Here is a 22329-nt window from a genome sequence, read left to right on the forward strand (position 1 = left end):
TCATGGTGGACAAGGCATCTGATGGCAGGAAGAAGGAAGAGGCTGCCGATTTCGCGGCCGGCTTCGGCCGGCTTGCCGCCGAGATGCTGGAAAATGCACGGGCGATGCCGGTGCATCCGCTGATGGCGCATCCCGCTGCAGCTTTTGCCGCCGCAACCGCGATTGGTGTTGGTCTCTCGACCCAGATGGCTGGCGCCTTCTTCGGCGCCTTCCAGAGCGCCCTGGAAACCACAGGCAAGCTCGCCGCTGCCCTCGATGATACGCCGCCGGACGAGCCGACGGCCGACGTCGACGTTCGGCCGGTGAATATTCGCCCGGCCGTCAAGGCTGTCGCGAAGCCTGCGGCCGAAAGCAAGCGGGTTGTCGAGAAGAAGGCAAGGCCAAAACTGACGGTCGTTGTGCCGGTCAGCGCGCCGATGCCCGCCACCAAGCCGGCGCCGGCCGCAAAAGCGAAGCCGGTTACGCGCACGGCGAAGGCTGACGATCTGAAGCTGATCGCCGGCATCGGCCCGAAGCTTGAGCAGGTGTTGAACGCCAAGGGCATTCGCAGCTTTGCCGAGATCGCCGGCTGGAGCGACGAGGAAATCGCTCGGCTCGACGCCGAACTCGGTTTCAACGGCCGTATCGGACGTGACGACTGGACCGGCCAGGCAAAAATTCTCGCGACGCGGGGTCGCAGGAAGAAATGATAAAGTGTCCGGCCGTATCAAGCGGCCGGAAAGATGGGCAGATCGGCGTACGGGCGGGGGCCTCAAGCTGCAGATGCCGAGCGGGTTCCGGGTCTGGAACGCGCGACAGAGAATTTCGGCGACATCAGCTGTCGGCAGGACGAAAGATCCGGCTTGGCAATGATGATGTTGCAAAAATAGGTTTGTTTGCCGTCTTCAGGCAAACGGGAAACAGGACTGAGCGACGATGGCAAAACTGAAGATTGACGGAAACGAGATCGAAGTTCCGGATCATTTCACGCTGTTGCAGGCGTGTGAAGACGCTGGCGCCGAGGTTCCGCGCTTCTGCTTCCACGAGCGCCTGTCCGTTGCCGGTAACTGCCGCATGTGCCTCGTCGAAGTGAAGGGCGGCCCGCCGAAGCCGCAGGCCTCCTGCGCCATGAGCGTTCGCGACATTCGCGGCGGCCCGAACGGCGAACTGCCGGAGGTCTTCACCAATACGCCGATGGTCAAGAAGGCCCGCGAAGGGGTGATGGAATTTCTGCTCATCAACCATCCGCTCGATTGCCCGATCTGCGACCAGGGCGGCGAATGCGACCTGCAGGACCAGGCGATGACCTTCGGCATCGACACCTCGCGCTATCAGGAAGACAAGCGCGCCGTCGAGGACAAGTATATCGGCCCGCTCGTCAAGACAGTGATGAACCGCTGCATCCATTGCACGCGTTGCGTCCGCTTCACCACAGAAGTTGCCGGCATTTCCGAACTCGGCCTGATCGGCCGTGGCGAAGATGCCGAGATCACCACCTATCTCGAGCAGGCGATGACCTCCGAGCTGCAGGGTAACGTTGTCGATCTTTGCCCGGTCGGCGCGCTCACCTCCAAGCCCTTCGCCTTCACCGCGCGTCCCTGGGAATTGAACAAGACCGAATCGATCGACGTCATGGATGCCGTCGGTTCGGCGATCCGCGTCGACACCCGTGGCCGCGAGGTCATGCGCATCCTGCCGCGCGTCAACGAAGCGATCAACGAGGAGTGGATCTCCGACAAGAGCCGCTTCATCTGGGACGGCCTGAAGACCCAGCGCCTCGACCGGCCCTATGTCCGCCGCGACGGTCGCCTGCAGCCCGCCACCTGGGCGGAGGCCTTCGCTGCCATCAAGGCAGCCGTCAGCGCCACCTCCGGCGACAGGATCGGCGCGATATCAGGCGATCTCGCTTCCGTCGAGGAAATGTATGCGCTCTCGGAGCTGGTGAAGTCGCTGGGCTCGGAGAACCTCGACTGTCGCCAGGATGGGACGGCACTCGATCCGTCGCTTGGCCGTGCGAGCTACCTCTTCAACCCGACCATCGCAGGCATCGACCAGGCAGACGCACTGCTGATCATCGGCGCCAATCCGCGCTTCGAAGCGGCGATCCTCAACGCCCGCATCCGCAAGCGCTGGCGCCGCGGCAAGTTCCCGATCGGCGTGATCGGTGAGCCGGGCGAGCTGCGCTACAGCTATGATTACCTCGGCGGCGGTCCCGACACATTGAAGGATCTGGTCGACGGCACCCACGGCTTCGCGGATGTCCTGAAGAATGCGGCAAAGCCGATGATCATCATCGGCCAGGGCGCGCTGTCGCGCACCGACGGCGCCGGCGTTCTCGCAAGCGCTGCCAAGCTTGCCGGTTCGGTCGGCGCGGTCGTTGAAGGCTGGAACGGTTTTGCTGTCCTTCACACCGCTGCCTCGCGCGTCGGCGGCCTCGACCTCGGCTTCGTGCCGGGCGCCAAGGGCGTCAATGCCGCCGAGATGCTGACGGCGATGGACGTGCTCTTCCTGCTCGGCGCCGACGAACTCGATTTTACCGCCAAGAAGGCCAAGCTCACCGTCTATATCGGTTCGCATGGCGACAACGGCGCGCACCACGCCGACGTCATCTTGCCGGCCGCAGCTTACACCGAAAAGTCCGGCACCTGGGTCAACACCGAAGGCCGCGTTCAGATGGGCAACCGCGCAGGCTTTGCGCCGGGCGATGCCCGCGAGGACTGGGCGATCATCCGCGCTCTTTCCGACGTGCTCGGCAAGAAGCTTCCGTTTGATTCGCTGAGCGAATTGCGCGCAAGGCTCTATGCCGCTTTCCCGCATTTCGCCGCCATCGACGAGATCGCCGAAACCGATAGCGCCCAAATTGCCGCAGTCGCGAAAAAAGCCGGCAAGATGAACAAGTCAGGGTTTGCGTCGCCGGTGAAAGACTTCTATTTGACGAACCCGATAGCGCGCGCCTCGGCTGTCATGGCCGAGTGCTCGGCATTGGCCCGCAACAACTTCAAAGTCGCGGCAGAGTAAGGGCAGGGGACTATGGATTCTTTCTTTTCAACCTATGTCTGGCCGGCGATCATCATGATCGGTCAGTCGCTGCTGCTTCTCGTCTGCCTGCTCGTCTTCATCGCCTACGTGCTGCTCGCCGACCGCAAGATCTGGGCGGCAGTGCAGCTGCGCCGCGGCCCGAACGTCGTCGGTCCCTTCGGCCTGTTCCAGTCCTTCGCCGACCTTCTGAAGTTCGTCTTCAAGGAGCCGATCATTCCGGCCGGCGCCAACAAGGCTGTCTTCCTGCTTGCCCCGCTGGTAACAGTGCTTCTGGCGCTCTCCACCTGGGCGGTCGTGCCGCTCGCCGACGGATGGGTGATCGCCAACATCAATGTCGGTATCCTCTATATCTTCGCGATCTCGTCGCTCGAAGTTTACGGCATCATCATGGGCGGCTGGGCTTCGAACTCGAAGTATCCGTTCCTCGGCGCGCTGCGTTCGGCCGCGCAGATGGTGTCCTATGAAGTCTCGATCGGCTTCGTCATCGTCACCGTGCTTCTCTGCGTCGGTTCGCTGAACCTGACCGATATCGTCAATGCGCAGCATACCGGCCTCGGCACCATGCTCGGCCTGCCGGCGTCGTTCCTCGACTGGCATTGGCTGTCGCTCTTCCCGATGTTCATCGTCTTCTTCATTTCGGCGCTCGCCGAGACGAACCGTCCGCCCTTCGACCTTCCGGAAGCCGAATCGGAACTCGTCGCCGGCTTCATGGTCGAATACGGCTCCTCGCCATACATGATGTTCATGCTGGGCGAATATGCGGCCGTCTGCCTGATGTGCGCGCTGACGACGATCCTCTTCCTGGGCGGCTGGCTGCCTCCGGTCGATATCTGGATCCTCAACTGGGTTCCGGGCATCATCTGGTTCACACTGAAGGCCTGCCTGGTGTTCTTCATGTTCGCGATGGTCAAGGCTTTCGTTCCGCGCTACCGCTACGACCAGCTCATGCGCCTCGGCTGGAAGGTTTTCCTGCCGCTGTCGCTCGCCATGGTCGTCATCGTTGCATTCGTGCTGAAACTGATGGGTTGGGCATGATCATGTCCGCTCTCGTTTCCGGCAAAATTGGAGGTTGAAGATGGCAAGCTTGTCCAGCTCCATCAACTCGCTGTTTCTCAAGGAATTCGTCGGCGCCTTCTTCTTGTCGATGCGTTATTTCTTCCGCCAGAAGGCGACGATCAACTATCCCTTCGAAAAGGGGCCGGTTTCTCCGCGTTTCCGCGGCGAGCATGCGTTGCGCCGTTACCCGAACGGCGAGGAACGCTGCATCGCCTGCAAGCTCTGCGAGGCGATCTGTCCTGCCCAGGCGATCACCATCGAGGCCGGTCCGCGCCGCAACGACGGCACGCGCCGCACGGTGCGTTACGACATCGACATGGTGAAGTGCATCTATTGCGGCTTCTGCCAGGAAGCCTGCCCGGTGGACGCGATCGTCGAAGGGCCGAATTTCGAATTTGCGACTGAAACTCGCGAAGAACTCTATTTCGACAAGGCGCGGCTTCTGGATAACGGAGACCGATGGGAGCGCGAAATCGCACGCAACATCGCGATCGACTCGCCGTACCGCTGATTGAGATTTTGAAATGCCGCGAGAGCGCCTAGGCGTCGCGGTCAATATGCACAGGAGCTTTGCCGGTTAGCGCCGTGAAAAGCTCTATCGGGCAGGGAAACTCCCGGCTGCCCGGGGGAAGATGAAAAAGGCACCAACATGGGTCTGCAGGCTCTATTTTTCTATCTTTTCGCCTTTGTCGCGGTGGCGTCGGCGTTCATGGTTATCTGGGCGAAGAACCCGGTTCACTCGGTTCTGTTCCTGATCCTGGTGTTCTTCAATGCCGCCGGCCTCTTCCTGCTGCTCGGCGCCGAATTCCTGGCGATGATCCTGCTCGTCGTCTATGTCGGTGCCGTCGCGGTTCTCTTCCTCTTCGTGGTGATGATGCTCGACATCGACTTCACCGAGCTTCGCGCCGGTGTTCTCGAATATGCGCCCATCGGCGGCCTGATCGGGGTCATCCTCGCAGCCGAGCTGATCGTCGTCATCGGCGGCAGCGTCATCTCGCCTGAGATCGCAAAGACCGTTGCCATGCCGATCCCGGCGCTCAGCGAGCGCACGAATACGGCCGCTCTCGGCGACGTTCTCTACACCAACTACGTCTACTTCTTCCAGATCGCCGGCCTGGTGCTCCTGGTAGCCATGATCGGCGCGATCGTTCTGACGCTGAGGCACCGCACCAACATCAAGCGGCAGAATATTTCCAGACAGGTTGCCCGCACGCCCGCCACCGCCGTCGAGGTGGTTTCGGTCAAGCCCGGGCAGGGCGTCTAAAGGCAGGTCAAGGAACAAAGAACATGGTCATCGGACTTTCCCATTACCTGACGGTCAGCGCCATCCTCTTCACGCTCGGCGTCTTCGGTATCTTCCTGAACCGGAAGAACGTCATCGTCATCCTGATGTCGATCGAACTGATCCTGCTTGCCGTCAACATCAACATGGTCGCCTTCTCCTCCTTCCTGAACGATATCGTCGGCCAGGTCTTCGCGCTGTTCATCCTGACGGTCGCGGCTGCCGAGGCGGCGATCGGTCTTGCAATTCTCGTTGTCTTCTACCGCAACCGCGGCTCGATCGCGGTCGAAGACGTCAATATGATGAAGGGCTGAGTGGCTCATGTTCCTCTATAAGGCTATCGTCTTTCTTCCCTTGATCGGCGCGATCATCGCCGGCCTGTTCGGCCGCGCGATCGGCGCCAAGGCTTCGGAATATGTCACCAGCGGCCTGATGATCATTGCGGCCATCCTGTCCTGGATCGTTTTCTTCAACGTCGGCATGGGCCACCTCGAAGGCGGCCCGATCAAGGTCGAGGTGCTGCGCTGGATCCAGTCCGGCGGCATTGACGTCTCCTGGTCGCTGCGCGTGGATACGCTGACCTCGGTCATGCTGATCGTCGTCAATACGGTCTCGACGCTGGTGCATGTCTATTCGATCGGCTACATGCACACCGATCCGCATCGCCCGCGCTTTTTCGCTTATCTCTCGCTCTTCACCTTCGCCATGCTGATGCTGGTGACCTCGGACAATCTCGGCCAGATGTTCTTCGGCTGGGAAGGCGTCGGTCTCGCCTCCTATCTCTTGATCGGCTTCTGGTACAAGAAGCCGTCCGCGACGGCTGCGGCGATGAAGGCCTTCATCGTCAACCGTGTGGGCGACTTCGGCTTCGTGCTCGGCATTGCCGGCGTCTTCGTGCTGTTCGGCTCGATCAATCTCGACACGATCTTCGCCAATGCTTCGAACTTCGCCCCGCATGAAGGCGGCAGCGAGGCGAGCGAGGTGATCCTCAACCTCTTCGGCATGCAGCTCGACAAGGCGCACGCGCTGACCGGCATCTGCCTGCTGCTCTTCATGGGCGCGATGGGCAAGTCGGCGCAGTTCCTGCTCCACACCTGGCTGCCTGACGCCATGGAAGGCCCGACCCCGGTCTCGGCGCTCATCCATGCCGCCACCATGGTCACCGCCGGCGTCTTCCTCGTCGCCCGTATGTCGCCGCTCTTCGAACTGTCGCCGGACGCCCTCGTCGTCGTCACCGTGATCGGCGCGATCACCGCCTTCTTCGCGGCGACCGTTGGCCTGGTGCAGAACGACATCAAGCGCGTCATCGCCTATTCCACCTGCTCGCAGCTCGGCTACATGTTCGTGGCGCTCGGGGTAGGGGCCTATGGCGCGGCGATCTTCCATCTCTTCACGCATGCCTTTTTTAAGGCGCTGCTCTTCCTCTGCGCCGGCTCGGTCATCCACGCTGTCGATGGCGAGCAGGACATGCGCTATATGGGCGGCCTGCGTCCGCACATTAAGTGGACGTTCCGTATGATGATCATCGGCACGCTTGCGATTACCGGCGTCGGCATTCCCTTTACGCCGATCGGCTTTGCCGGCTTCTTCTCCAAGGACGTGATCATCGAGGCGACCTACGCATCGCATTCGCCGGTTTCGGGCTTCGCCTTCTCGCTGCTGGTCATCGCGGCTCTGTTTACGAGCTTCTATTCCTGGCGCCTGATCTTCATGACCTTCTTCGGCAAGCCGCGCGCCTCGCATGAGGTCATGCACCACGTCCACGAGTCGCCGCAGGTCATGCTGGTGCCGCTCTATCTCCTTGCGATCGGTGCAGTGCTTGCGGGCTATTTCTTCGAAGGACGCTTCTACGGCGAGGAATATGCCGAGTTCTGGAAGGGCGCGCTCTTCACCGGCGCCGAGAACGAGCTCGTCGAGCAGTTCCACCATGTTCCGGCGCTCGTGGGCCTGAGCCCCTTCATCGCCATGGTGCTCGGCTTCGTCACCGCCTGGTATATGTATATCCGCTCGCCGCAGACGCCGCGCATCCTCGCGCAGCAGCACCGCGTGCTCTACCAGTTCCTGCTGAACAAGTGGTACTTCGACGAGCTTTACGACTTCCTCTTCGTCCGCACTGCAAGGGCTCTCGGTCGCTTCCTGTGGAAGAAGGGTGACGTCGGCGTCATCGATACCTACGGCCCGAACGGCGTCGCCGCCCGCGTCGTCGCCGTCACCGATCGCGTGGTCCGCCTGCAGACCGGTTACCTCTATCACTATGCCTTCGCCATGCTGATCGGCATTGCGGCGCTTGTTACCTGGATGATGCTCGGGAGTTCCTTCTGATGACCGATTGGCCCATTCTTTCAACGGTCACCTTCCTGCCGCTCGTCGGCGTCGTGCTCCTGTTGCTGATGAACGGCGAGAGCGAAGCCGGCCGGAAGAACGTGCTGTGGATCTCGCTGATCACCACCGTCTTTACCTTCGTCGTTTCGCTCTTCATCTGGACCGGCTTCGACAATGCGAACCCGGGCTTCCAGATGCTCGAGAAGCGTGACTGGCTCGGCACCGGCATCGGCTACCATGTCGGCGTCGATGGCATCTCGATGCTGTTCGTCATCCTCTCGACCTTCCTCATGCCCTTCTGCGTGCTGGCGAGCTGGCTCTCGATCGAGAAGCGCCTGAAGGAATATATGATCGCCTTCCTCATCTTGGAAACGATGATGATCGGCGTCTTCGTCTCGCTCGATATCGTGCTCTTCTACGTCTTCTTCGAAGCGGGCCTCATTCCGATGTTCCTGATCATCGGCGTCTGGGGCGGCAAGGACCGCGTCTATGCAAGCTACAAGTTCTTTCTCTACACGCTGCTCGGCTCGGTTCTGATGCTGCTCGCCATTATGGCGATGTACTGGCAGGCCGGCACGACCGACATTACCGCGCTGCTCGCTTACAAGTTCCCGCCGGCGCTGCAGACCTGGTTATGGCTTGCCTTCTTCGCCTCCTTCGCTGTGAAGATGCCGATGTGGCCGGTCCATACCTGGCTTCCGGACGCCCACGTTCAGGCGCCGACGGCAGGTTCGGTGATCCTGGCCGGCGTGCTCCTGAAGCTCGGCGGCTATGGCCTCATCCGCTTCTCGCTCGGCATGTTCCCGGTCGCGTCCGATTATTTCGCGCCGCTCGTCTTCGCCATGTCCGTCATCGCCATCATCTACACCTCCCTGGTGGCGATGATGCAGGACGACATCAAGAAGCTGATCGCCTATTCCTCCGTAGCGCACATGGGCTACGTGACCATGGGCATCTTTGCCGCCAACATGCAGGGCGTTCAGGGTTCGATCTTCCAGATGCTGTCGCACGGCATCGTCTCCGGCGCTCTCTTCCTCTGCGTCGGCGTCGTCTACGACCGCACCCACACTCGCGAGATCAACGCCTATGGCGGCCTCGTCAACAACATGCCGAAATATGCCGTCGCGATGATGGTCTTCACCATGGCCAATGTCGGGCTTCCCGGCACGTCGGGCTTCATCGGCGAATTCCTGACGCTGATCGGCGTCTTCCGGGTCAATACCTGGGTCGCGCTCTTTGCCGCCACCGGCGTCATCCTCTCGGCCGCCTACGCGCTCTGGCTTTACCGCCGGGTGATCTTCGGCGCGCTGGAGAAGGAAAAGCTGAAGGCGTTGCTCGATCTTTCGCCACGCGAGCAACTGATCCTCTATCCGCTGGTCGCGCTCACCATCTTCTTCGGCGTTTACCCCGCTCCGGTCTTCGATGCGACGGCCGCCTCGGTGGATCTGCTGGTCAACAACTACACGGCCGCCGTGCACGCAGCGCAAAATATTGCGCTGTCTATGAATTGATGACGGGACTTATCGGACATGACCGCTGAAACAATTCTCCTCAGTCTGCATCTTTCCGCGCCGGAGCTTATCCTCGCGGTCGGCGCCCTTGTCCTGTTGATGGTCGGCGTCTTCTCGGGCGAGCGGTCAGGCCCCGTCGTTACCGGTCTCGCCATCGTCCTGCTCCTGGCCTCGGGTCTGTGGCTGCTCTTCGTGCCTGCGGAAGGCCTTGCCTATGGCGGCGTCTACATGGCCGACGGCTTCTCGCGCTTCATGAAGCTGGTCGCGCTCACCGGTTCGCTGGTCGCCCTGTTCATGACGATGGGTCACGCTAGGGAAAACCAACTCGACAAGTTCGAATTCCCGGTTCTCCTGGTGCTTGCGACCCTCGGCATCCTGCTGATGATCTCGGCCAACGACCTGATCTCGCTCTATCTCGCGCTGGAACTGCAGTCGCTGGCACTCTACGTCGTCGCCGCGATCAATCGCGACAGCCTGAAGTCGACCGAAGCCGGTCTGAAATATTTCGTTCTCGGCGCACTCTCTTCCGGCATGCTGCTCTATGGCATGTCGCTGGTCTACGGCTTTACCGGCCACACCCACTTCTCCGAGATCGCCCAGGCGCTGACCGTAGAAGGCACGCGTTCGCTCGGCCTCGTCTTCGGTCTGGTCTTTATCCTCGCAGGCATCGCCTTCAAGATCTCGGCCGTTCCCTTCCACATGTGGACGCCGGATGTTTACGAAGGCGCACCGACGCCGGTCACCGCTTTCCTTGCTGCTGCGCCCAAGGTTGCCGCAATGGCGATGATGACCCGCATCGTCATCACCGCCTTCCACCCGGTTCTGGCGGACTGGCAGCAGGTCGTCGTCTTCATCTCGATCGCCTCGATGCTGCTCGGCTCGTTTGCCGCGATCGGACAGAAGAACATCAAGCGACTGATGGCCTATTCCTCGATCGGCCATATGGGCTACGCGCTGGTCGGCCTTGCAGCCGGCAACCAGACCGGCGTTACCGGTGTCATGCTTTACATGGTCATCTATATGGTCATGACGCTAGGCACCTTTGCGATCATCATGTCGATGCGCCGCAAGGACGGCACCGTCGTCGAGGAGGTCAACGATCTCGCCGGTCTTTTCACAACGAACCCGTTCATGGCCGTGGTACTGACGGCGCTGATGTTCTCGCTCGCCGGCATCCCGCCGCTTGCCGGCTTCTTCGCGAAGTACTTCGTCTTCGTCGCCGCCATCGAAGCCAAGCTCTATGCGCTCGCCATCATCGGCGTTCTCGCCTCGGTCGTCGGCGCTTACTACTATCTGCGTGTCATCAAGCTGATGTGGTTCGATGAAGCGACCGGCGAATTCGCCCGTGTCTCTGGCGCGTTGCGTCTGGTCTTCGGCCTCTCCGGTCTCTTCGTCACCGCCTATGTCCTCATCGGCGGCCCGATCGGCGGCGCGGCCGAGCTTGCCGCAGCGACGCTCTTTTGATGGCTTCCGACGGACGGCGCCGGATATCGCTCGGCGATTTCAGGCACGATTCTCTGTCGGAAACATCGTCCACCAACAGCGAATGCCTCGCCCGGGCTCGGGCGGGGGATGGCGGCAACCTCTGGGTGACCGCTGAAAGACAGACCGGCGGTCGCGGTCGCCGCGGCAGGCTCTGGGTTTCCGAGCGCGGCAATCTCTACGCCTCTCTTCTCCTGATTGACCCGGCGCCGATGGAGCGCCTTGGCTCGCTGCCGCTGGCGGTTGCCGTGGCCGTGCACCAGGCGATCCGCAGGGTGCTGCCGCCGGGCGCCGAGCCACTCGAGGTCAAATGGCCGAACGATATTCTGATCGGCAGAAAGAAGACCTGCGGCATTCTCGTCGAAGGCGAGGGGTTGCCGGACGGGCGCTATGCGTTGATCGTCGGCATCGGCATCAATATCTCGGAGATGCCTGACAATCCGCTCTATCCCGTCACCTGCCTGCGTCAGCAGGGGGCGGCGGCATCGCCGGAGGAGCTCTTCGCCCACCTCTTCGCCGCGATGGCGGATGTGCTTGATATATGGGATCAGGGCCGCGGTGTCGGCGAGATCACGGCGCGCTGGCGCGAGATCGCTTGCGGCGTCGGCGAAAAGATCACGGTCAATTTACCGGACCGGTCGATTTCCGGACAATTCGCCGGAATTGATGATAATGGCTTGTTGATGCTCGATACCGGCGCTGGCAGGATAATGTCCATTGCTGCCGGCGATGTGTTTTTTGGATAGCGGAAAAAACGAAAATTATGGCGAAACAGGACGAATTGGTTTTCCTGCCTCTGGGCGGCGTTGGCGAGATTGGCATGAATCTCACTCTTTATGGCTACGGCCCGCCCGAGCATCGCCAGTGGATCATGGTCGATTGCGGCGTTACGTTTCCAGGACCCGACCTGCCGGGCGTCGATCTCGTGCTGCCCGATATCCGTTTCCTCGCCAGCGAACGCAAGAACCTCAAGGCGATCATCATCACCCATGCGCATGAAGATCATTACGGGGCGCTCGCCGATCTCTGGCCCGGGCTCAACGTGCCGGTTTATGCCTCCGGCTTTACATCAGGTCTGCTCGAAGCCAAGCGCAATTTCGAGAAGGCTACAACAGCCGAAGTGCCGGTGACGCCGTTCAAAGCGGGCGATAGGATTAATGTGGGCCCCTTCAGCATCGAAGGTGTGGCCGTCAACCATTCGATCCCTGAGCCGATGTCCCTGATGATCCGCACACCGGTCGGCAATGTCATCCATACCGGCGACTGGAAGATCGACCATGAGCCTTCGCTCGGTCCCCTGACCGACGAAACACGTTTCCGCCAGCTCGGCGATGAGGGCGTGCTGGCGCTGATGTGCGATTCCACCAATGCGCTGCGCGACGGTGTTTCGCCCTCCGAGAAGGATGTGTCGGAAAGTCTGCGCAAGATTATCGAGGATGCCGAGGGCAGGGTGGCGATCACCACCTTCTCGTCGAATGTCGGGCGTATCCGGACCGTGGCCGAGGCGGCCGAGGCAACCGGCCGCGAAGTGCTGCTGCTCGGCAGCTCGCTGAAGCGCGTCGTCGACGTGGCCCAGGATATCGGCCTGATGGAAGGGGTGAAGCCCTTCATCTCCGAGGAGGAATACGGCTATATCCCGCGCGACAAGGTCGTCGTCATCCTGACGGGCAGCCAGGGCGAGCCGCGGGCAGCCCTTGCCAAGCTCTCCCGCGACGAGATGCGCAACGTGGCCTTTGCCGCGGGCGATATCGTGGTGTTTTCCTCGCGCGCTATTCCCGGCAACGAGAAGGCGATCCAGGACATCAAGAACGGTCTCGTCGAGCAGGGTGTACATATCATCACGGATACCGAGGCGCTGGTCCACGTTTCCGGCCATCCGCGCCGCAACGAGTTGCAGCGAATGTACGAGTGGACACGGCCGAAGGTCGTGGTTCCCGTGCACGGCGAGGCGACGCATCTGACGGCCCATAAGGAACTTGCCGAACAATCCGGCATCGCGATCGTGCCGCGCGTGCGCAACGGCGACATCCTGCGGCTGGCTCCCGGGCCGGTCGAGGTGATCGGCGAGGCGCCGCATGGCCGCATCTACAAGGACGGCACGCTGATCGGCGATTTTGACGAGATGGGTATCGGCGAGCGCAAGAAGCTCTCCTATGTCGGCCATGTCGCGGTGAGCGTCGTGCTCGACGCCCGCTACGACATCATCGGCGATCCCGATCTCGTTTCGATCGGCCTGCCGGTCTATGACGACGAGGGCGACGAGATGGAGGATACGCTTTACGATGCGGCCATCGGTGCCATCGAAAGCATTCCGCGCGCCCGCCGCAAGGATCTCGACATGCTGCAGGAGGCCGTGCGCCGCGCCGTTCGTGCGGCCGCGAACCAGGCCTGGGGCAAGAAGCCTGTCGTCACCGCGTTTGTCACCAAGGTCTGACCATGCTCGGCCGGGTGAACCATATCGCCATCGCGGTTCCCGACCTTGCCGCGGCGACGGCGGCCTATCGCGATACGCTGGGAGCTGCGGTGTCGCCGCCACAGGCTTTGCCGGAGCACGGCGTTACCGTCGTTTTCGTCGAATTGCCGAACACCAAGGTCGAATTGCTGCAGCCACTGGGTGACACCTCCCCGATCGCGGCCTTCCTCGAAAAGAACCCGTCGGGGGGCATGCACCATATCTGCTACGAGGTGGATGACATCCTTCTCGCCCGCGACCGGCTGGTCGAGGCGGGCGCAAGGGTGCTCGGTGACGGCCAGCCGAAGACCGGTGCGCATGGCAAGCCGGTGCTGTTTCTTCATCCGAAGGATTTCTTCGGCACGCTGATCGAGCTCGAACAGGCCTGAACCGGGCTGCGGCAGAGTGACCCAAAAGGGGCTAAACCTCCCGCCGGCTTTGAGTTGTCCGCCGTTCCGCCGTATAAGGACGCGGAAGTGCCGATGTGGCATTAACGGAAAACATGATGCTTCAGATTTTTCTCCAGGGATTTGCCGTCTATTTCATTATCTGGTGGCTCACGCTTTTTGCGGTCCTGCCGATCGGGCTGCGCACCCAGGCCGAGGATAATGACATCGTGCTTGGCACCGTTCCGAGCGCGCCCACCCGGTTTCGCGCGGCTTTCGTCTTTTCGCTGACGACGCTGATTTCGGCTGCAATCTACGGCCTCTGGTATGTTTCCGACACCTATTTCGGCTGGGGCTTCGATGCCCTTCCACAACTCGGGCCGAGCTTCTACTAAGAGGTAGCTTTTGCTCAAACTTTGGGCAGATGTAAATTCGCTACGCCGAATTCTGTCATACTGGCGTCACGCTTTTGCGGCAAAGAGCTTGCCTAACGGAACAAGGCCCATCCCCTTACGGAAGGCAGCTTGTTTTTCGAATGAGATGGAAGCCAAAAAACCAAAAAAAAACAAGGCTAAAAGCCTTGTTTTAAGTATCGCGTGATCTGTAACCGTTGCCGGGGCTGCGACGAGCGCGCCTAAGATCTGATCCTCCCAAGACTTGACCGCGAATTTGGCAAGAATTAACTTCCCTGCCTGTTTTGTAAGCTAAAGCTAGCTCAAACATTGGGCTTTGTCATTACCTTTTTTTGCATTTTTGCTACACCCTAGCAAAATTTTTCTGTTGACAAGATTTTCGTTCAAGTCCTTATAAACACGCGCTTTTTCACGCCCTTTCATTTTGCGGGTGCGAACATGCGCTTCGGGGAGGTTGCCAACGTCCGTTGCGGGTTTCCTTCCTGCCGCGAAGCGGCTATGAACGCTCCCGACATTAACAATTGTCTTCGATTCCGCTCGCCGGCGGGATCTCAACTGCTCGGAATCCGCCATGCGTCTGTCCCGCTTTTTCATGCCCATCCTCAAGGAAAACCCCAAGGAGGCGGAAATCGTCTCCCATCGGCTGATGCTGCGCGCCGGCATGATCCGTCAGCAGTCGCAGGGCATCTATTCCTGGCTACCGTTGGGCAAGAAGGTGCTGGACAAGGTCAACAACATTATCCGCCAGGAGCAGAACCGCGCCGGCGCCATCGAGCTTTCCATGCCGACCCTGCAGTCGGCCGAGCTCTGGCAGGAAAGCGGCCGCTACGACGCCTATGGCAAGGAAATGCTGCGCATCAAGGACCGTCAGGACCGGCCGATGCTCTACGGCCCGACGAACGAGGAGATGGTGACGGATATTTTCCGCTCTTCCGTCAAATCCTATAAGGACCTGCCGCTCAATCTCTATCACATCCAGCTGAAGTTCCGTGACGAAATCCGTCCGCGCTTCGGCACCATGCGTTCGCGCGAGTTCATGATGAAGGACGCCTATTCCTTCGATCTGACACGCGAAGGGGCGGAGCATTCCTATAACAAGATGTTTGCTGCCTACCTCAGAACATTCGACCGGCTCGGCCTGCGCGCCATCCCGATGCGCGCCGATACCGGTCCGATCGGCGGCAATCTCAGCCATGAATTCATCATCCTCGCCGATACCGGCGAGTCCGAGGTTTTCTGCCACAAGGACTTCGTCGATTTCGACATTCCCGCCGAGAGCACCGATTTCGACAGCGTCGAGGGCCTGAAGGCGATCTTCGACAAGTGGACTTCGCTTTATGCTGCGACCTCGGAAATGCACGACGAGGCGGCTTTCAACGCCGTTCCCGAAGGCGATCGCCTTTCGGCGCGCGGAATCGAGGTCGGCCACATCTTCTATTTCGGCACGAAATATTCCGAGCCGATGGGCGCGAAAGTGCAGGGGCCTGACGGCAAGGAACACTTCGTTCACATGGGTTCCTACGGTATCGGCCCGTCACGCCTTGTTCCCGCCATCATCGAAGCATCGCATGACGACAACGGAATCATCTGGCCGGCTTCGGTCGCGCCCTTCGATATCGTGGTGATCAACATGAAGGCGGGCGATCAGGCCTGCGACGATACATGCGAACTGATCTATGCCGCGCTGACCAAGGCCGGCAAGGATGTGCTCTATGACGATACCGACGATCGGGCCGGCACGAAATTCGCGACCGCCGACCTGATCGGCGTGCCCGTCCAGATCATCGCCGGCCCGCGCGCGGTCGCGAACGGCGAAGTTGAAGTGAAGGACCGCAAGACTGGCGCCCGCGAAACGATGACCATCGAAGCGGCGATCAACAGGTTCGTGGCTTAAGGAAACGGAGGCGAAATGGCAGAGGCAGCAGTGGACCGGAGTTCAAAATCCGGCTTGGGTCCGGCTGGCAGGCCATTTTCCACCTTCGAACGCCTCGTGGCGTGGCGCTATCTGCGCGCCCGCCGCAAGGAGGCCTTCATATCGGTGATCGCTGGCTTCTCCTTCGTCGGCATCATGCTCGGCGTTGCGACGCTGATCATCGTCATGGCCGTCATGAACGGCTTCCGCACCGAACTCGTCTCGCGCATCCTCGGCATCAACGGCCACATGGTCGTCCAACCGTCCGATGGCCCGTTCACCGATTATCCTGACCTCGCCAGCAGGCTCGCCGCTGTGCCCGGCGTCAAGATGGCGCTGCCGTTGGTGGAGGGCCAGGTACTTGCCTCCGCCCAGGCGGGCGGCAGCACCGGCGCGCTGGTGCGCGGCGTCCGCGCGGAGGACCTGACCAAGCTCAAAGCGGTTTCTGAGAATATCAAACCGGGCGACATGGTAGGCTTTGCCTCCGGCCAGGGCGTGCTGATCGGCACGCGCATGGCCGACCAGTTGGGTCTTAGCGTCGGCGACCTTATTACGCTGACGTCGCCAGATGGTGATATTACGCCAATGGGCGTCAGCCCGCGCGTCAAGTCCTACAAGATTTCCGGACTCTTCCAGATCGGCATGTCGGAATACGACTCCTCTATCATCTTCATGCCGCTGGAGGAGGCGCAGCTCTATTTCAACGCCGAGGGGTTGGTGCAGTCGATCGAACTCTTCGTCGACAACCCCGACGATATAGACAATCTGAGGCCCAAGGTAGTGGAGGCGGCCGGCCGCCAGATCAACCTCACCGACTGGCGCCAGCGCAACCAGACCTTCTTCTCCGCACTCCAGGTCGAGCGCAACGTCATGTTCATGATCCTGACGCTGATCGTGCTCGTCGCGGCGCTGAACATCATCTCCGGCCTCATCATGCTGGTGAAGGACAAGGGCAGCGACATCGCCATTCTGCGCACCATGGGCGCCAGCGCCGGCGCGATCATGCGCATCTTCTTCATGACAGGGGCGGCGATCGGCATTGTCGGTACCATTGGCGGTGTGTTGCTCGGTGTTCTCGTCTGCGTCAACATCGAATCCGTCCGCCAATTCTTCTCCTGGGTATCAGGCACCGTTCTCTTCAATCCGCAGGTCTATTTCCTCAGCCAACTGCCGGCCGAAATGGATTTCAGCGAAACGATGTCGATCGTCGTCATGGCGCTGACACTCTCCTTCATTGCGACCATTTTCCCGGCCTGGCGCGCCTCCAGGCTCGATCCGGTGCAGGCCCTGCGCTACGAATAAGGAATGCCGCCTTCATGAAACGCAACGTCGTTCTCAAGCTTACCGGCGTCGAGCGCCATTACGGGCAGGGCAATACGCTGCTCTCGATCCTGAAGGGCGCGGATTTTTCGATGTCGAAGGGCGAGATCGTCGCTCTCGTCGCTCCCTCTGGCACCGGCAAGTCGACACTGCTGCACGTTGCCGGCCTGCTGGAGCATCCAGACGGCGGTGAAGTCAACATCAACGGGCATGCCTGTGACGGCCTTAGCGACGAGAAACGCACCGCGATCCGCCGCAACGAGATCGGCTTCGTCTACCAGTTCCACCATCTGCTGCCGGAATTCTCGGCGCTCGAAAACATCATGATGCCGCAGCTGATCGCCGGGCTTTCCTGGAAGGAAGCCGGAGAGCGGGCAGGTCAGCTTCTCGATTACATGCGCATCGGCCATCGCGGCTCGCATCGTCCGGGCGAGCTATCCGGCGGCGAACAGCAACGCGTTGCAATCGCCCGCGCCGTCGCCAATGCCCCGACCTTGCTGCTTGCCGACGAGCCCACAGGCAATCTCGACCCGGAAACGGCAAGCTATGTCTTCGACGCGCTGGAGGCACTGGTGCGCCAGTCCGGCCTTGCGGCCCTCATCGCCACCCACAATCACGAGCTCGCCCGCCGCATGGATCGGCGCGTGACGATCTCCGACGGCAAGATCGTCGATTTCTGAGCGGCGGTCACGGGATGATCAGGCCGCCGCGATAATCGAGAGCATAGGCCTTTCGGCCGTCGACCATGATGCATTCGCTGCCGCTGAATCGCTCGCAACCGCCTTCGCTGCGATCGATATAGCGGCCGAACGCATGCTCGAATTCCATTCCGCCAAGAAACCGGCCTTCGCGATACATTGCTGAAAGCGCCGCCTTGATCACCGCTCCGGCCGCGCTGCCATCGATGAGGTCAGGCGCGACGACGCAGCCGAAATAGTTCATCGCCCAGACGGGTTCGTCGGCAAACCAAACCACCTCCTGTCCGGCAAAATCGGTGCCGCCGAAATAGCTGTCGAGATAGCGCCAGCCGCCGCGATCGTACCCGATATCGTGAGCACCCGGCCGGCAGGGTAGGCGGGGCACACCACCGCCGACATAGGTCGCGGCCTTGGCCTCTACGATGAATTCGTTCAGCATCCTGGTGTCGAGCACTACCGTCTCCTCCTGACTGATCTGGTAGCGATATAGCAGGGAAATCGGAACATAAGAAGAACAAAACAGCAGGAATCGCTTAACCGCCTGTGGGAATTGGCTCGGCCTTTGAACGATCTGCGACGATCCTCTTCGGGTCTGAATGCAGGGCCGGTCGCGCGGGCATGCTCAAGGGAGGCGTCGAGGCAAGACCGATTCGGCGCATCGCGAACGAGATTTCTTAAACGCAAGTTATGAGGAAAAGATTCCTGTTGACATGCGAACATAAATGGAACAAAGTGAAAACATAACGAGTAAGGAGAGCCAAATGACTGACATGATCCGTGATATCGCAGCATTCACCTCCATCGCAATGTTCGTTGCCAGCTTTTCGCTCATCGTCATGGCGATCTAAAGTTTTCAGGGGATCGCATGGCAGTCACGCGGTTCGGACGCGGGACTTCTTCTGGACATCATCTCCCTCTATGCCGACAATGCGTCCGATTCATTCGGTCGATTGGGAAGGCATGTCATGGCGGATACGGCAAAGGGTTCAACGGGTGAGGCGATCGGCGGCACGCCGGGCTTCGTCCACCTGAGGGTCCATTCCGCCTATTCGCTTCTCGAGGGCGCCCTGCCGCTGAAGAAGATCCTCTACAAAGCGACCGGCGACAGCCAGCCGGCGATCGCGATCACCGACACCAACAATCTGTTTGTCGCGCTGGAATTTTCCCAGAAGGCGATGGACGAAGGCCTGCAGCCGATCATCGGCTGCCAGCTTTCGATCGATATGGAAGACGGGCTGGAAACGGAAAAGCGCGGTGGCCAGCAGGCGCTGATCAAACTGCCGTCGATCGTTCTTCTCGCTGCGACGGATGCCGGCTACGAACGGCTCGTCGATCTCGTCAGCCGCGCCTATCTCGGTGGCGAAAGCAACCAGGCCGTCCATATCAGCGCCTCATGGCTTGAGGAGGCCGGCACGGAAGGGCTGATTGCATTGACCGGCGCCCTGACCGGGCCGGTCGACGTGGCAATCAAGGAAGGTCATTCCGCGCAGGCGGAAGCTCGGCTGCTCGCGCTGAAGCGTCTCTTTGGCGACAGGCTCTATGTCGAGTTGCAGCGGCATGGCACCTACGACAAACGGCACGAGCAGAAGATCGTCGGGCTCGCCTATGCCCACGACCTGCCGCTGGTTGCAACCAACGAAGCCTTCTTCCCGACGCGGGACGATTACGACGCCCATGATGCGCTGATGGCGGTGGCCCACAATGCCATCGTCTCGGACGATAGCCGCTTTCGCCTGACCCCGGATCATTACCTGAAAAGCCGGGCCGAGATGGCCAAGCTCTTCGCCGATCTGCCGGAAGCGTTGGAAAACACGATCGAGATCGCCAGGCGTTGCTCCTTCGTGCTGAAGACGCGAAAGCCGATCCTGCCGCGCTTCACCGGCGCCACCGACGATGCCGAGGAGGCCGAACGCGCCGAGGCGAGCGAATTGCGCCGCCAGGCGGTCGATGGGCTTGATATGCGGCTTTCGACACTCGGCATGTCGCCGGGCTACGAGGAAAAGGACTATCGCGAGCGGCTGGATTTCGAACTCAGCGTCATCGAGCGCATGCGCTTTCCCGGCTACTTCCTGATCGTTGCCGACTTCATCAAATGGGCCAAGCAGCATGATATTCCCGTCGGCCCGGGCCGTGGCTCGGGCGCGGGTTCGCTGGTCGCCTATGCGCTGACGATCACCGACGTCGATCCGCTGCGCTTCTCGCTACTCTTCGAACGCTTCCTCAATCCGGAACGCGTCTCGATGCCGGACTTCGACATCGACTTTTGCCAGGATCGCCGCGAAGAGGTGATCCGCTACGTCCAGGCCAAATATGGCCGCGAGCAGGTGGCGCAGATCATCACCTTCGGTTCGCTGCAGGCGCGCGCCGCGCTGCGCGATGTCGGCCGCGTGCTGGAAATGCCCTACGGCCAGGTCGACAAGATCTGCAAACTCGTACCGAACAATCCGGCCAATCCGACGCCGCTTTCCAAGGCGATCGAGGAGGAGCCGAAGCTGCAGGAAGAGGCAGCCAAGGAGCCGGTTGTTGCCCGCCTTCTGGATATCGCCCAGAAGATCGAAGGCCTCTACCGCCACGCCTCGACCCACGCTGCCGGCATCGTGATCGGCGACCGCCCGCTGTCGAAGCTGGTGCCGATGTATCGCGATCCGCGCTCCGACATGCCGGTCACCCAGTTCAATATGAAGTGGGTGGAGCAGGCCGGCCTCGTCAAATTCGACTTCCTTGGTCTGAAGACGCTGACCGTGCTCAAGGTCGCCGTTGACTTCTGCAAGAAGCGCGGCATCGAGGTCGACCTTGCCAAGATCCCGCTCGACGACAAGAAGACCTATGAGATGCTCTCGCGCGGCGAGACGGTCGGCGTGTTCCAGGTTGAAAGTGCCGGCATGCGCAAGGCGCTGATCGGCATGAAGCCGGACTGCATCGAGGACATCATCGCGCTGGTCGCCCTCTATCGTCCGGGTCCGATGGAAAACATCCCGACCTACAATGCCCGCAAGCATGGCGACGAAGAGCTGGAATCGATCCATCCGATGATCGACCATCTCCTTAAGGAAACCCAGGGCGTCATCGTCTACCAGGAACAGGTGATGCAGATCGCCCAGGTCCTGTCGGGCTATTCGCTCGGCGAGGCCGATCTTCTGCGCCGCGCCATGGGTAAGAAGATCAAGGCCGAAATGGACCAGCAGCGCGAACGTTTCGTTGTTGGCGCCGTCAAGAACGGCGTGTCCAAGCCGCAGGCAGATAATATCTTCGAACTGCTCGCGAAGTTCGCAAACTACGGCTTCAACAAGTCGCACGCGGCCGCCTACGCCATCGTCTCCTATCAGACGGCCTATATGAAGGCGCATTATCCGGTCGAGTTCCTGGCCGCCTCGATGACGCTCGATATGTCCAACACCGAAAAGGTCAACGACTTCCGCCAGGATGCCAAGCGCCTCGGCATTGAAGTCATCGCGCCCTCCGTCCAGACCTCCTTCCGCCAATTCGAGACCGGCGACAACCGGATCTACTACGCGCTTGCAGCCCTCAAGGGGGTCGGCGAATCCGCCGTCGACCACATCGTCGAGGTGCGCGGCGATAAGCCCTTTGCCAGCATCGAGGATTTCTGCCTGCGGATCGATCCGCGCCAGGTGAACCGCCGTGTCTTGGAAAGCCTGATCTATGCCGGCGCTTTCGATTGTTTTGCGCTGGACCGCGCCCAGCTTGCAGCCGGCCTCGACCGCATTCTCGGCTATGCCCAGCGCGCCCAGGAGAACAAGCTCAGCGGCCAATCGGACATTTTCGGCAGTACGCTGACCTCAGGCCCGGAGAAGATCTCCTTGCCGCCTTATTCACCTTGGCTTGCTTCCGAGCGGCTGTTGAAGGAATTCCAGGTGCTGGGCTTCTATCTCACAGCCCACCCGCTCGATTCCTACAACAACATCCTCCAGAAAATGCGCGTGCAGACCTTTGCCGAGTTTTCCCAAGCCATCAAGCAGGGCGCTGCCAATGCGCGCCTCGCCGGCACCGTCATCTCGAAACAGGAGCGCAAGACTCGCACCGGCAACAAGATGGGCATCATCGTTTTCTCGGATTCATCGGGCCAGTTTGAGGCTGTGCTGTTTTCGGAGATGCTGAACCAGTATCGCGACGTGCTCGAGTCGGGAAAATCCTTCCTGCTGACCGCGACGGGCGAGGAGCGGCCGGAAGGCATCGGCCTGCGCATCCAGACGATCCAGTCGCTGGAGGAAAAATCGCTGCAGATGCAGAAGGCACTGCGCGTCTATGTCCGCGATTCCGGGCCGCTGCGGATGGTTGCCGGCCATCTGAATGCCAAGGGCGACGGCCTGGTTTCCTTCATCGTCATCAAGGAGGAGGGCAAACGCGAGGTGGAAGTGGCACTGGCGGAGAAATACCGCATCACGCCGGAGATCGCCGCCGCACTTCGCGCCGCCCCCGGCGTCGTGGATGTCGAACTCGTCTGATCACCCAGGTTGAT

19 protein-coding genes are annotated in these 22329 nt (G+C 60.8%); 17 read left to right on the forward strand and 2 right to left on the reverse strand.

Annotated elements, in window-relative coordinates; translation table 11 throughout:
• Positions 1–2 precede the first annotated feature (2 nt).
• The 13 genes from EFB14_RS25915 to EFB14_RS25975 all read left to right on the forward strand — a co-directional run bounded on the left by EFB14_RS25915 (position 3) and on the right by EFB14_RS25975 (position 13904).
• On the forward strand, positions 3–689 hold the full coding sequence (locus tag EFB14_RS25915; protein WP_126829431.1) for a 5' DNA nuclease: 687 nt from the start codon (positions 3–5) through the stop codon (positions 687–689).
• A gap of 226 nt (positions 690–915) precedes the next feature.
• Entirely contained in the window at positions 916–2997 is a 2082-nt protein-coding gene (gene nuoG / locus EFB14_RS25920; protein ID WP_125849172.1) for an NADH-quinone oxidoreductase subunit NuoG, read from the forward strand.
• A gap of 12 nt (positions 2998–3009) precedes the next feature.
• The gene (nuoH, locus tag EFB14_RS25925) at positions 3010–4053 is read left to right on the forward strand and encodes an NADH-quinone oxidoreductase subunit NuoH (protein ID WP_125849174.1); all 1044 of its coding nucleotides are present in this window, start codon (positions 3010–3012) and stop codon (positions 4051–4053) included.
• A 40-nt stretch (positions 4054–4093) separates the two neighbouring features.
• Positions 4094–4585: an NADH-quinone oxidoreductase subunit NuoI gene (gene nuoI / locus EFB14_RS25930; RefSeq protein ID WP_008521873.1), complete on the forward strand. Its 492-nt coding sequence runs from the start codon at positions 4094–4096 to the stop codon at positions 4583–4585.
• 138 nt (positions 4586–4723) lie between these two features.
• The gene (locus EFB14_RS25935) at positions 4724–5338 is read left to right on the forward strand and encodes an NADH-quinone oxidoreductase subunit J (RefSeq protein WP_125849176.1); all 615 of its coding nucleotides are present in this window, start codon (positions 4724–4726) and stop codon (positions 5336–5338) included.
• Positions 5339–5361: 23 nt separating this feature from the next.
• On the forward strand, positions 5362–5670 hold the full coding sequence (nuoK, locus tag EFB14_RS25940) for an NADH-quinone oxidoreductase subunit NuoK (protein WP_003547388.1): 309 nt from the start codon (positions 5362–5364) through the stop codon (positions 5668–5670).
• A 7-nt stretch (positions 5671–5677) separates the two neighbouring features.
• Complete coding sequence (gene nuoL, locus EFB14_RS25945; protein WP_125849178.1) at positions 5678–7678, forward strand: NADH-quinone oxidoreductase subunit L; 2001 nt, start codon at positions 5678–5680, stop codon at positions 7676–7678.
• Positions 7678–9189, forward strand: coding sequence for an NADH-quinone oxidoreductase subunit M (locus EFB14_RS25950; RefSeq protein ID WP_125849180.1), 1512 nt, complete (start codon positions 7678–7680; stop codon positions 9187–9189). Before nuoL ends, EFB14_RS25950 begins: the two co-directional genes overlap by 1 nt.
• An 18-nt stretch (positions 9190–9207) precedes the next feature.
• Positions 9208–10653 (forward strand): NADH-quinone oxidoreductase subunit NuoN, encoded by a 1446-nt coding sequence (nuoN, locus tag EFB14_RS25955; protein ID WP_125849182.1) that lies wholly within the window; start codon positions 9208–9210, stop codon positions 10651–10653.
• The gene (locus tag EFB14_RS25960) at positions 10653–11417 is read left to right on the forward strand and encodes a biotin--[acetyl-CoA-carboxylase] ligase (RefSeq protein ID WP_126829432.1); all 765 of its coding nucleotides are present in this window, start codon (positions 10653–10655) and stop codon (positions 11415–11417) included. Before nuoN ends, EFB14_RS25960 begins: the two co-directional genes overlap by 1 nt.
• A 17-nt stretch (positions 11418–11434) precedes the next feature.
• A complete protein-coding gene (locus tag EFB14_RS25965) occupies positions 11435–13105 on the forward strand; it encodes a ribonuclease J (protein ID WP_126829433.1) in 1671 nt (556 codons plus the stop codon).
• A gap of 2 nt (positions 13106–13107) precedes the next feature.
• Positions 13108–13512, forward strand: a complete 405-nt coding sequence (gene mce / locus EFB14_RS25970) for a methylmalonyl-CoA epimerase (RefSeq protein ID WP_126829434.1) — start codon at positions 13108–13110, stop codon at positions 13510–13512.
• Positions 13513–13628: 116 nt separating this feature from the next.
• Positions 13629–13904, forward strand: a complete 276-nt coding sequence (locus tag EFB14_RS25975; protein ID WP_125849187.1) for a DUF1467 family protein — start codon at positions 13629–13631, stop codon at positions 13902–13904.
• 315 nt (positions 13905–14219) lie between these two features.
• Here the strand turns inward: EFB14_RS25975 and EFB14_RS33040 are convergent, their stop codons facing one another.
• Positions 14220–14495 (reverse strand): hypothetical protein, encoded by a 276-nt coding sequence (locus tag EFB14_RS33040; protein WP_164737581.1) that lies wholly within the window; start codon positions 14493–14495, stop codon positions 14220–14222.
• On the opposite strand from EFB14_RS33040, the gene proS reads away from it, so the two are divergent.
• From proS to EFB14_RS25990, 3 genes are read left to right on the forward strand one after another with little or no spacing between them, the layout of a single operon-like run.
• Positions 14494–15816: a proline--tRNA ligase gene (proS, locus tag EFB14_RS25980; protein ID WP_126829435.1), complete on the forward strand. Its 1323-nt coding sequence runs from the start codon at positions 14494–14496 to the stop codon at positions 15814–15816. The two genes, EFB14_RS33040 and proS, sit on opposite strands and share 2 nt — an antisense overlap.
• 15 nt (positions 15817–15831) lie before the next feature.
• Positions 15832–17136 carry a lipoprotein-releasing ABC transporter permease subunit gene (locus tag EFB14_RS25985; RefSeq protein ID WP_126829436.1) on the forward strand — a complete coding sequence of 435 codons (1305 nt, stop codon included), beginning with the start codon at positions 15832–15834 and terminating at the stop codon, positions 17134–17136.
• A gap of 14 nt (positions 17137–17150) precedes the next feature.
• A complete protein-coding gene (locus EFB14_RS25990; protein WP_125849192.1) occupies positions 17151–17834 on the forward strand; it encodes an ABC transporter ATP-binding protein in 684 nt (227 codons plus the stop codon).
• A gap of 7 nt (positions 17835–17841) precedes the next feature.
• On the opposite strand, the gene EFB14_RS25995 is transcribed toward EFB14_RS25990, so the two are convergent.
• Positions 17842–18306, reverse strand: a complete 465-nt coding sequence (locus tag EFB14_RS25995) for a DUF5680 domain-containing protein (RefSeq protein WP_126829437.1) — start codon at positions 18304–18306, stop codon at positions 17842–17844.
• Positions 18307–18817: 511 nt separating this feature from the next.
• Here EFB14_RS25995 and dnaE point away from each other — a divergent pair.
• Positions 18818–22315: a DNA polymerase III subunit alpha gene (gene dnaE / locus EFB14_RS26000; RefSeq protein WP_126829438.1), complete on the forward strand. Its 3498-nt coding sequence runs from the start codon at positions 18818–18820 to the stop codon at positions 22313–22315.
• Positions 22316–22329 lie beyond the last annotated feature (14 nt).

This window comes from Rhizobium fabae (assembly GCF_003985135.1).
Lineage (GTDB): Bacteria > Pseudomonadota > Alphaproteobacteria > Rhizobiales > Rhizobiaceae > Rhizobium > Rhizobium pisi.